Here is a 10,830-nt window from a genome sequence, read left to right as displayed (position 1 = left end):
ACCCCCGGCCACCGGAGTAGTCCGGGACACGACCCCACCGGTCATCCACCTGCCGAAGCACCAGCGAGAATGAACAACACCGCTGAAGTTGTTCTGCCCAAAGCGACAGGCACAGGTCTCTAGTCGACGGACCTTTACGCACTCTCGAGCGTGCGCGAGAACTGTGCCGAACTATGCGGTATCTAGCTCTTCAAAGCGCCCTTTGGGAAGCGCTAAGACATAAACGGTGGCAGATGCGATGAAAACGAGCACGAACGACAATAATCCGATACCAGCACTTTGGGTGTTGGAACCATTGGGTTCTTGCCCTAAGGTGCTCATGACTGAACCAAGCCCAACGCCAAGCACCGCATAGGCGAATGATTCCGTGCTCACGACGATCGATTTCTCAATCTGATACCAGTGTCCGGACACGAAGAATCCCCTCGCGGTGACTCCTCCAACGATGAATGCCACCGTGGCGATGATGCAGCAGGTCACGAACATGCGCAGTGCCGATCCGTAGCCAACTCCGTCGGGACCGACATGTATTGCCACATGGTCCGGGATCCACGGGCTGGCCACCCAATAGGCCAGCAGCGTCAAGGCGATCGACAAGGCAGGGGCGAGAATGAATAAACATCGAGTTCCAGCAGGGCACGCGATATGAGATTTGGGCGTATCCACTAGGCTTTTAGTCATTTTCATCTCCCATCGGTATCGAATAAACTTCCTACTATGATCAGCAGCAACATCTTTTAGCCTACCGGAATGAGAAAGACCATGCTAGCGCCAATGCTTATTTCATTATTTTTGACGCTGGTATTTATTGGGACTTTCTGCTGGGAACGCCAAGATCGGAAGCGAACTCATTCGAAAGAGAACAAGTTTTTTAGCAACTGGGCCTTAGTCGCATTCTGGATCGCTCTGTTCTTCACGGTCGTATTTGCACTGGACCTCTTCACAAGCCTGGCAAACTAGCTGTTCAATTAGTTGAACCATTGGTACGCTCGGCGACTGCTTGGCAATCACGAAGGGGCAGGTAATTTGGCATTTGACCAAAAATCGAAGACTTCAAAACAGACGATTATCTAATCTGAAAGTCGTGCGCAGGTACTACTGACTAGAGATCTCGCAGTTTAGCCATCGCATCCGCTTTGGCTGGTCGTTCTCGTGGCCAGCTTATTAAATACTCAGAGGCAGTGATTTCACATCAACAACAGGAACGCGCTGACGCCCGTGAGCTACGTAGTCATTCGCGATAGGCATCGAGTTCTCCTGCAGCGCAGGCAGGGCTCCGGTTATCTAGACAATTACTGGTCAAATGCTGCCGCAGGTCACGTCGAAGCGGGTGAGTCGGCCATCCAAGCGGCCGTTCGTGAGGCAAAGGAGGAACTCGGGATCGAACTGGATGCCATGCAACTCAAGCCGCTAACCACTATCCACCGGCCGCAGTGCGGCAACGAAACCTCGGGTGGTCGCATCGATTTCTTCTTTGAATGCACCGCTTGGACCGGTGCGCCCCAAATCATGGAGCCGCACAAGGCGTCGGCACTTACTTGGTTCGACCTTGGACAGCTGCCTGGCAAAGTCGTTCCACACGAGCGGTACATCCTCGAACGGCTAGGCAACGGCCTTCCGGCCATAATTGCGGCCAATTCCCTCATGGCGCAGTAACTCACGATGGGCTGCAAGCGAAGGTTGGACACCTTCCAGGGGAGGTAATCGAGGAGATCTGCATCGCCAAGGTGCGCCCGAGTGGTGGGTCGGCCCGCGCCCACGGCTCCAAGCAATCCCTGAGCCACCCCGCGGCGATAGGGCTAATTCTCTGGCTGCGCGAGGTGTTTGGCCGGAAGCAGGTTCTGTTATGGGCTCAGCGCCGCGTCGAACCATCCGGTGATGCTCGCCGGGTGGGTGATCGCGGTGCCGACCACAACGCAGAATGCTCCGGCATCGAGCGCGGCACGGGCTTGGGCCGGGGTGTGGATGCGCCCTTCGGCGACCAGCGGCCGTTCGAGCCCCGCGGCGGCAATGGAGGCGAGGAGCTCCAAGTCCGGGCCCTCGGTTTTGGCCCGTTCTCCGGTGTACCCGGCCAGCGTGGTGCCGATCAGATCGGCTCCGTCCGCGGCGGCCGCCAGCGCGTCGTCGAGCGAACCGCAGTCGGCCATCACCAGCGCACCGGTTTGTTCGTGCACCGCGGTGATGGTTTGCCTCAGGGACTTGCCATCGGGACGAGCCCGGCGCGTGCCGTCCAGCGCCACGATGTGCGCTCCGGCCTGGGCCACGGCGAGGGCATGGTGGATTGTCGGGGTGATGAACACGCCCTCATGGCCATCCTTGAACAAGCCGATCACCGGCACCTCGACCGCCGAACGGGTGAATTGGATATCCGCTATTCCCTGCACGCGGACGGCGGCCGCCCCACCGATCACCGCGGAGGCGGCGACTTGCGCCATGGTCTGCGGGTTGCGCATGGGTTCGCCCGGATAGGCCTGCGCCGAGACGATCAATCGTCCGCGCAGGGCTTCTAGCTGCGGTTCGCTGAGCAACATGGTTCTAATTCCTCTCGTTGGCCGGCCAGAATAAGCTGGCCGCCCCGTAAAATGCTGCGTCGTTGCCCAGTTGGGCGGGCACGATTGCGGTGTGCGCCAGCGGGTCAATGGCCGAGGCGGCATATCCGGCACGCAGTGCCTGCCACCAAAGATCACCGGCGCCAGCCATCCCACCGGAGACGATGATCAGCTCCGGGTCCAGCACATTGCCCAGCGAGGCCAGCGCCATGCCGGCGGCCAGGGCCCCGGTATGCAGCGCACGGCGGGCGAGCTCATCGCCCTGTCCGGCGCGAGCCGTCAGCTCTCGGGTGTCCAAGACTCCTTCATCTCCGCCGAGGCGGAGATAATGCCGGTGGATTGCCGGACCGGAGGCGATGGCTTCGACATGTCCGGTGCGGCCGCAGGAGCAGGGCAGCCCGGTCGCCAGCGGCGAGTCGATGTGCCCCATATGCCCTGCGACATGGTGCGCGCCGGAGAGCAATTGGCCGTTGACCAGGTGTGCTCCGCCGATGCCGGTGCCGACCGCGAAGAGCAAGACCTGCTTCGCCGCGCGTCCGGCACCGGCGCGGGCCTCACCCAGTCCGTGGGCGTGCACGTCGTTGACCGCGCGGACCGGCAGCCCGGTGCGGGCCAGCAGTTCGGTGCGCAAATCCGTTCCGGCCCACCCGGCGATGGTATCGGTGGCGGAGGTGACCTGCGCGTTCGCCGGGTCGATGACTCCCGCCGCGCCCAGGCCGAGGCCCAGAATTTCCTCGCTCGCCTTCCCGCGCAGCTGCCCCACGAGCCCGGCCATCGCATCGAGCACCGCCGGCGCTCCAGCGCTCGCGGGGGTAGGCACCTGGCCGGTGGCGATGATCTGCCGGCGGGAATCCAGCACGGCGCCGGCGATTTTAGTGCCGCCCACATCCAGGGCGAGCACCGCGCCGGCGCCGAAGCGGAGTTCGCTCATGCTTAGCTGGCCGCCGCGGTGAGCAGTCCGGTTTCATTCAGGATGGTGCGGATGGCGGTGGCCTCCTGCGCGTTCAGCGCTTCCATCGGCACGCTCATGGTGTTCGCCGCGATCACGCCGAGCTCGACCAGCGCGGTCTTGAAGGCGCCCAAGCCTGCGGCTCCGCCGGAAACACGGGCCGAATCCGGGGTGTAGACGATGTTGAACAGGGCCGCGAGGCGGTCCTGCTCGGCGGCGGCTCCGGCCCAGTCGCCGGCCACTGCCAACTCGAACAGGCGGCGGTAGCCGGCCGGGTCCACGTTGCCCAGTCCCGGCACGACGCCGTGGGCGCCGCCGAGCAGCGCGCCGTCCACGACGACCTCGTGGCCGGTGAAGACCGAGAAGCCTTCGATCTCGCGGGTGGCCAGCAGCAGCTGGCGGAAGGACACGTCATCGCCCGAGGAATCCTTCACGCCCACGATCACCCCGTCGTTGGCCAGGCGGATTGCCACCTCCAGCGGCAGCTTGTGATGGGTGCGCACCGGCACGTCGTAGGCGAAGATGTCCACGTTCAGCGCGGCCTTGATCCCGCGGAAGTGCGCCTCGATCTCCGCGGCGTTGCTCAACGCGTAGAAGGGGGTGGTGACCACCAGCGCGTCGGCGCCGAGGTCCAGCAACCGCGCCCCTTCCTCGATGGTGCGCACGGTGGTCTGCTCGCTGGCGCCGGCCAGGATCGGCACGCGTCCGGAGTTGGCGGCCACGATGGCGCGCATCACCTGCTCGCGTTCGGCGTTGGACAGGTAGGGCACCTCGCCCGAGGAACCGAGCACGAACAGCCCGGAGACTCCCCCGGCGATCAGGTGCTCGACCACGCGCTGCAGGGATGGGATGTCGAGCTGGCCGTCGGCCGAGCGGGGGGTGACTACCGGTGGGATGACGCCGCTGTACTTCGGGTTATTAACAAATGCCACGTAACTGATCCTTCTGCTTGGGGCCCAATTCTTCGGGCCCTGAAATTGTGGGTGCCTAGAGCTGGAGCAGCGAGGGAGCTGCGCCCAGCAGGGTGCGGGTGTATTCGTTGGTCGGCGCGTCGAAAACCTGTGCGGCGGTGCCTTCCTCGACCAGCTCGCCGGAGTTCATCACGCAGATGCGGTCCGAAACGTAGCGCACGGTCTGGATATCGTGGGAGATGAACACCATGCCCAGGTTCAGCTGCGCCTTCAGGTCGGTGAGCAGGTTGAGCACCTGGGCGCGCACCGAGACGTCCAGCGCGCTGGTGGGCTCGTCCGCGACGATCACCTCCGGCTCCAGGGCCAGCGCCCGGGCGATGGCCACGCGCTGGCGCTGCCCGCCGGAGACCTGGCTGGGCAGGGCGGTGGCGGCCGAGGCCGGCAAGCCGACCACGGAGAGCAGCTCCAGGGCGCGGGCGGTGCGCGAGGCGGCGTTGCCGATGCCGTGCACGCGCAACGGGTCGGTGAGCGTGTCCATAATGCTCATGCGCGGGTTCAGCGCGGTGGCCGGGTCCTGGAAGACCACCCCGACGGCCCGGCCGAAGGCCTTGCGCCCGGCGGCGATGCGCTTGCCCACCGGCTTTCCGGCGAAGTGCACCTGCCCGCTGGTGGGTTCCTGCAGGCCGACCAGCACCGAGGCGAGGGTTGACTTGCCGCAGCCCGATTCGCCGACGATGCCCACCGTTTCGCCCCGGGCCACGGAGAAGTCCACCCCGTTGACCGCCTTGATCAGCCGCGGGGAGAACAACTTGCCGCCGCGGATCTTGTGGTGCACGTGGATGCCGCGCAGCTCGATCACAGGTGCGTTGTCGGTGCTCATCGGTTAACTCCTGCATTCTCATGGCTGGCCCAGCGGTGTTCGGGATTCTCGGGCACCGGAACGAAGCTGGTGGCCCGGTGCGGGTCCGCGTCGGCACGCTGGCTGCGTTCGGCGAAGCGGTCCCCGGGCACGAAGTCGTACGGGCTGGGCACGGTGCCCGGAATCTGGTGCAGGCGCTCGGCCTGCGATTCGATGGAGAGCACCGCGCCGAGCAGGCCGCGGGTGTATTCATGCTGCGGGTTGGCCAGCACCGCGCGGATCGGGCCGGCCTCGATCACCTGCCCGGCGTACATCACGGTGACCCGGTGGGCCAGCGAGGCCACCAGGGCCAGATCGTGGCTGACGAAGACCATCGCAAAGCCGAGCTGCTCGCGCAGCTCGTTGAGCAGGTCCACCACCTGCTTCTGCACGGTGACGTCCAGCGCGGTGGTCGGCTCGTCGCAGACCACCAGTTTTGGGCGGCGCGAGAGGGCCATGGCGATCAGCACGCGTTGGCGCTGCCCGCCGGAGAGCTCATGCGGGTAGGAGCGCATGGTGCGCCGCGGATCCAGTTTCACCAGCGCCAGCAGCTCTTCGGGGCTCTTGCTCCCGCCGCGGCGGGTGAGCTGGCGCAGCTGCTCGCCGATGAGCATCGAGGGGTTCAGGCTGGAGAGCGCGTCCTGGTAGACCATCGCGATCGACTCGCCGCGCAATCCCTTGTAGACCTTGTCGTCCCCGGCCAGCGTGCCGCCGTCGGCGGTGGCCGGCAGCAGTTCCCTGCCTTCGAAGCTGATCGACCCGGACAGCTGAGCGCCGGGGCCGAGCAGGCCCATGATCGCCAGCGAGGTGATCGACTTGCCGCACCCGGACTCGCCGACCAGCGCCATGGTTTCGCCTTCGCGCACGTTGAAGGACACGTCCTGCACGATCTGCGTATCCCCGTAGCGGTCCGGGAAGCGGATCGAGAGGTTCTTGACCTCCAGGATGGTGCGCGGATCCGCCTCATCCAAGACGAGCCGGTCGGTGCGCTGGGATTCGGTGCGCGCCAGCAGGTCCAGTTCGCGGCGCAGCCGTTCGTGGGCGTGCTCGTCGGTGGCCGCCTTGGCCACGGCCGAGCGCTCTGCGCTCTTGGCGCGCGGCTTGCCCGCGCCCTTCACGTTGACCAGCGCGTCGGTCATGCCCTCGGCCAGGATATTCAGCGCCAGCACGGTGAGCAGGATGGTCAGGCCGGCGAAGGTGGTGGCCCACCAGGCGCCGTTGAGCACCAGGGTGCGGCCGTAGGAGATCACATTGCCCCAGCTCGGGGCCGGGTCCTGGATGCCCGCGCCGAGGAAGGAGAGCGAGGCTTCGAGGATGATCGCGTCGGCGACATCACGGTGGCGAAGACCATCACCGGGGCGGCGCAGTTGCGCAGCACATGGGTGCCGAGGATGAAGAAGCGTCCGGCGCCGATCACGCGTTCGGCGCGCACATAGTCCTCGCCCCATTGGGCGAGCACGTTGGCGCGGACCACGCGGGCGATCTGCGGGGTGTAGATGATCGCGATCGACAGGATGATCACCGGCAGCGAGTTGCCCAGCGAGGCCAGCAGCGCGGCGGCCAGGGCGATGCCCGGGAAGGCCATCAGCATGTCCATGATGCGCATGATCGTCTCGTTGGCCCACTTGCTGCTGGTGGCGGCCAGGGCGCCGAGCAGCCCGCCGAGCACCAGGGCCAGCGCCACCGAGCCGAGGCCCACCAGCAGTGAGGCCTGCGCGCCGTGCAGCAGCCGGGAGAGGATATCGCGGCCCAGGCGGTCGGTGCCGAAGAGGTGTTCGGCCCCCGGGGCTTGGGCCGGGGTGCCGGTGGCTAGCGGATCGTGCGGGGCGAGCACCGGGGCCAGCAGCGCGAGCAGGCCCACCAGGACCAGGAAAGCCAAGGAGATCTTGGAGCCTAGGGTCAGCGCGCGGAAGCGGCTGCCGCCCGCGCTGAGGCGTTGCACCAGATTGTTGCGTGGGGCCATGATGGTCATCGCTACACCGTCCTAATACGTGGGTTGATCAGCAGGTACAACAGGTCGACGGCGATGTTCACCAGCACGAAGGTCATCGCGATGGTCAGCACCACGCCCTGGACCAGGTTCGTGTCCTGATTGGTGATGCCGTTCATGATCAGCTGTCCCATGCCGGGCAGCGAGAAGATCATTTCGATGACCACCGCGCCGCCGAGCAGGTAGCCGATGCGCAGCCCCAGCACGGTCACCGGGGTGACCAGTGCGTTGCGCAGCACGTTGCGGCTGACCACCTCGTTGCGGGGCACGCCGTTGCCGATGGCGGTGCGCACGTAGTCGCGGTCCAGCTCCTCGACCATGGAGGTGCGCACCACGCGGGTCAGCGAGGCGGAGACAGGGATGGCCAGGGCCAGCGCGGGCAGGGCCATATGGCTCAGCCAGGAGCCGAAGCCGCCGCCAGCCGGGGCGGCGCCGCCGGAGGGGAAGAGCGGGTTCGCGCCCAGGGCGAACCACTGGATGAGCAGGATGCCCAGCCAGAAGGACGGGGTGGCGATCGCGGCGATGGAGAAGATGCGCACCAGCTGGTCCGGCCACTTGTCGCGGTAGAGCGCGCCGAGCACACCGAAGACCAGCGAGATCACCACGGCGATGACCACCCCGAGGAAGGTCAGCTGCAAGGTCAGCGGGAAGGCGCCCTGGATCATGGTGCTCACCGACTGGGCCGGCGGCGTGGTGCTGCCGAAGTCCAGCCGGATCAGCCGGGCGAGAAAGGCGAAGTACTGGATGAAGATCGGATCGTTGAGTCCGCGCTCTTCCCGGTAGGCTTCCTTGGCGGCCGCCGAGGCACCTTCGCCCAGGGCGCTGGTTGCCTCGTCGCCGGGGGCGAGTTTGAGGATGATGAAGACCAGCAGCGAGATGCCCAGAATCATCACGGGCAGTGCCGCGAGGCGGCGTAGCAGCAGGTTGAGGAAATTTCCCACGCAAGGACTCCGTTGGGTTGGGAAGTGAATGTGGCTCGTCTCTGGCCGGGCTCCGCCCGCAAAGGCGGTGCCCGGCCAGGCGGTGCGGCTAGGCCTTAGGCGATACGCCGACGAAGGACACCCCGGTGGTCGGCAGCGGCGCGAAGCCCTCGACCGCATCGGGGTTCCAGGCGGTGGGCAGCTGGCGGTGCAGCACCGGGTAGAGCGGCACCTCGGCGGCGATCAGGTTGATGGCCTTGCCCCACGCTTCCTTCGCCTTGGCCGCATCTTCGGCCTTGACCGCCTGGTCGAGCAGCGTCTGCAGCTCCTTGTATTCCTTGGTTCCGCTCCAGCGGAAGCGGGACTTAGGCCAGACATCTCCGCGGTAGAACCAGGACAGCAACAGGTCCAGGTCGTTGCCGAACACCGATGGGTCGCCCGGGGCGGCGACCACGGTGAACTTCCCGGAGTCCACATTGTCTGCGTACAGGGCACCGGACTGCAGATTCTGCATGGTCACCGAGACGCCCGGGATCTTGTTCCAGGATTCGAGGATCAGCGGGGCGATGTCCTTCACCCAGGAGGTGTCGGTGGTCTTCAGCTCGAAGCTCAGGTTGCCCACTCCGGCTTCCTTCAGCAACGCTTCGGCCTTGGCCGGATCGTAGTTGTAGACGGTGTCCGCCTTGAGGTACTCCGGGTGGGTGTCCTGCACATAGGAGGTCGCGGCCTTGGCATTGCCCAGCAGCGCGGTCTGGATGATGGATTCGGTGTCCAGCCCGTAGTGCAGGGCCTGGCGGACCTTGGCATCGTCGAAGGGTTTCTCGGCGCAGTTGAACATCAAGAAGAGCAGGCCGAAGGACTGCACCGATTCCACGCTGGCCTTCGCCTTCAGGCGCTCCATATCCAGGTAGGGCACGTCTTCGATGGCCTGGACGCGGCCCGATTCCATGGCGGTCACGCGAGCGGCCGCATCGGAGAGCAGGAACCAGGTCATCTTTTCGGCCGTGGCCGTCTGGCTGCCGTTGTAGCCGGTGTGCTTGGCGAATTCGATCTTGTCGTCCTTGGTGGCGGAGACGAACTTATAGGGGCCGGAGCCGATCGGGGTGGCGTCGAAGGCCAGCTGGTCCTTGGAGGCGATGGCCTTCGGGACAACCTTGACCACCGAGATCCGGGTGGGGAACAGCGGGAAGGCGTAGTTCAGGGTGAAGGAAACGGTGTTCGCATCCTTGGCCTTGACCGACTTGATGAACGGAATGAACTGCGCGAACAGCGAGGCGTTCTTGGCATCCAGCACGCGTTCGAAGGAGTACACCACATCCTCGACGGTAACCGGCTTGTCATCGTGGAATGTTGCGTCCTGGCGCAGCGCCACTTCCCAGGTGGTGTCGTCAACCTGGACCGGCTGCGCGGCGGCCAGCGCCAGATACGGTTCGCGGGTGGCCGGGTGCAGATCGACCAGGCCCTCGAAAATGTGCATGTTCGCCGCGTAGGGCGTGGCCCCCGAGGAGGTCATCGGGTCAAAGCCGGTGGACAGAGCGTAGGAAATGCCGGCGGTGAGCAGGCCTGCGGTGGCAGCTGACCCGGATCCGGCGGACCCTTCGGTGCTGCTGCCCGATGAGCACGCGGCAAGGCTGGCGGAGAATGCCGCGGCCGCGCCGACCATGCCGGTAATCTTCAAAAAGTCTCGACGAGCATAGGGCTTGTTTGCCACTTCATTAAGTGCCATCGATGCCACCTCCAAGGAAATAATGTCAGTTCATCGGACGTAGGATGTCCGATCTATAGCCTAGACTGTAATGGTAATCACTAGCGGTGGTCAACTAGCTCACAGCCGCGAATTGGAAAATTGGAGAAGTTCATGACGATTAATGGGCCACGCCGCACCGATGCAAAGTCACGCCTGCGGGCGCTGACCTCCGATATCACCGCGTTGATCCTGGAACGGAACTTGCTTCCCGGAGACCCGTTGCCTACCGAACAGGACTTGATGGCCGAACTGGGCGTGGGGCGCAATTCGCTGCGCGAAGCGGTGAAGGTGCTCCAAGCGCTGGGCATCATCGACACCCGGCACGGATTCGGCATGTTCGTCGCCGAGAATACGCTCAGCGCGCTGCACGATTCGCTCTCCTTCCGCGGACAGATGTCGCTGCGCCACCGCGGCCACGAGGCCGGCGAGCTGGTGGATGTGCGCCAGGCCCTGGAGACCGGATTGATCGGCCAGGCCATCGGCGCGGTGACCGAGGAGCATCTGCTTGCGCTGGAAGCCGCCGTGGTGCGCATGGAGCATTCGGCGGTTGAAGGCGACATGTTCACCGACGCGGACCGCGACTTCCATCGGATCCTCTTCGAGCCGCTGAACAACACCCTGCTCAGCAATCTGCTCGGCGTGTTCTGGGAGGTCTACCATTCGATCCACGACGTGATCGGCCAGGCCGAGCCGGACAAGCCGACGCTGCTGGAGACCGCGGCGGCCCACCGCGCGATTCTCGAGGCGGTTCGCGCCAAGGACATCGAGCAGGCACGCCTGCTGCTGGCCGAGCATTTCCAGGGAATCCGCCAACTGCTAGCCCGAATGCACGCCGCGGCAGAATAACTGCCACCCCTCGGGGCATT

General features: G+C 65.1%; 9 protein-coding genes and 1 pseudogene. 2 read left to right on the top strand and 8 right to left on the bottom strand.

Going from position 1 to position 10,830, the window contains the following annotated elements; translation table 11 throughout:
* Positions 1-171: 171 nt before the first annotated feature.
* Positions 172-687, bottom strand: coding sequence for a hypothetical protein (locus ACT3UA_RS08085; RefSeq protein WP_141393483.1), 516 nt, complete (start codon positions 685-687; stop codon positions 172-174).
* 531 nt (positions 688-1,218) lie between these two features.
* Here ACT3UA_RS08085 and ACT3UA_RS08080 point away from each other — a divergent pair.
* Positions 1,219-1,656 carry an NUDIX hydrolase gene (locus ACT3UA_RS08080; RefSeq protein WP_255248361.1) on the top strand — a complete coding sequence of 146 codons (438 nt, stop codon included), beginning with the start codon at positions 1,219-1,221 and terminating at the stop codon, positions 1,654-1,656.
* A 188-nt stretch (positions 1,657-1,844) separates the two neighbouring features.
* Here the strand turns inward: ACT3UA_RS08080 and ACT3UA_RS08075 are convergent, their stop codons facing one another.
* The 7 genes and pseudogenes from ACT3UA_RS08075 to ACT3UA_RS08045 all read right to left on the bottom strand — a co-directional run bounded on the left by ACT3UA_RS08075 (position 1,845) and on the right by ACT3UA_RS08045 (position 9,943).
* On the bottom strand, positions 1,845-2,531 hold the full coding sequence (locus tag ACT3UA_RS08075; protein ID WP_096284322.1) for an N-acetylmannosamine-6-phosphate 2-epimerase: 687 nt from the start codon (positions 2,529-2,531) through the stop codon (positions 1,845-1,847).
* A gap of 4 nt (positions 2,532-2,535) precedes the next feature.
* Entirely contained in the window at positions 2,536-3,480 is a 945-nt protein-coding gene (locus ACT3UA_RS08070) for an ROK family protein (RefSeq protein WP_444615919.1), read from the bottom strand.
* 2 nt (positions 3,481-3,482) lie between these two features.
* Entirely contained in the window at positions 3,483-4,430 is a 948-nt protein-coding gene (locus tag ACT3UA_RS08065; protein ID WP_096284320.1) for a dihydrodipicolinate synthase family protein, read from the bottom strand.
* 55 nt (positions 4,431-4,485) lie between these two features.
* Positions 4,486-5,289: an ABC transporter ATP-binding protein gene (locus ACT3UA_RS08060; protein ID WP_096284318.1), complete on the bottom strand. Its 804-nt coding sequence runs from the start codon at positions 5,287-5,289 to the stop codon at positions 4,486-4,488.
* Positions 5,286-7,279 (bottom strand): annotated as a pseudogene (locus ACT3UA_RS08055) (dipeptide/oligopeptide/nickel ABC transporter permease/ATP-binding protein). Before ACT3UA_RS08055 ends, ACT3UA_RS08060 begins: the two are co-directional and overlap by 4 nt.
* Positions 7,280-7,281: 2 nt before the next feature.
* A complete protein-coding gene (locus tag ACT3UA_RS08050; RefSeq protein ID WP_176484106.1) occupies positions 7,282-8,238 on the bottom strand; it encodes an ABC transporter permease in 957 nt (318 codons plus the stop codon).
* 88 nt (positions 8,239-8,326) lie between these two features.
* The gene (locus ACT3UA_RS08045) at positions 8,327-9,943 is read right to left on the bottom strand and encodes an ABC transporter substrate-binding protein (protein WP_096284316.1); all 1,617 of its coding nucleotides are present in this window, start codon (positions 9,941-9,943) and stop codon (positions 8,327-8,329) included.
* Between the two features lie 132 nt (positions 9,944-10,075).
* Between ACT3UA_RS08045 and ACT3UA_RS08040 the strand changes: the two genes are divergently transcribed.
* Positions 10,076-10,810 carry a FadR/GntR family transcriptional regulator gene (locus ACT3UA_RS08040; protein WP_096284314.1) on the top strand — a complete coding sequence of 245 codons (735 nt, stop codon included), beginning with the start codon at positions 10,076-10,078 and terminating at the stop codon, positions 10,808-10,810.
* Positions 10,811-10,830 lie beyond the last annotated feature (20 nt).

Source organism: Glutamicibacter sp. 363 (assembly GCF_052379505.1).
GTDB lineage: Bacteria > Actinomycetota > Actinomycetes > Actinomycetales > Micrococcaceae > Glutamicibacter.
The sequence above is the reverse complement of the archived record's forward strand: the minus strand, read 5'-3'. Positions and strand labels throughout refer to the sequence as shown.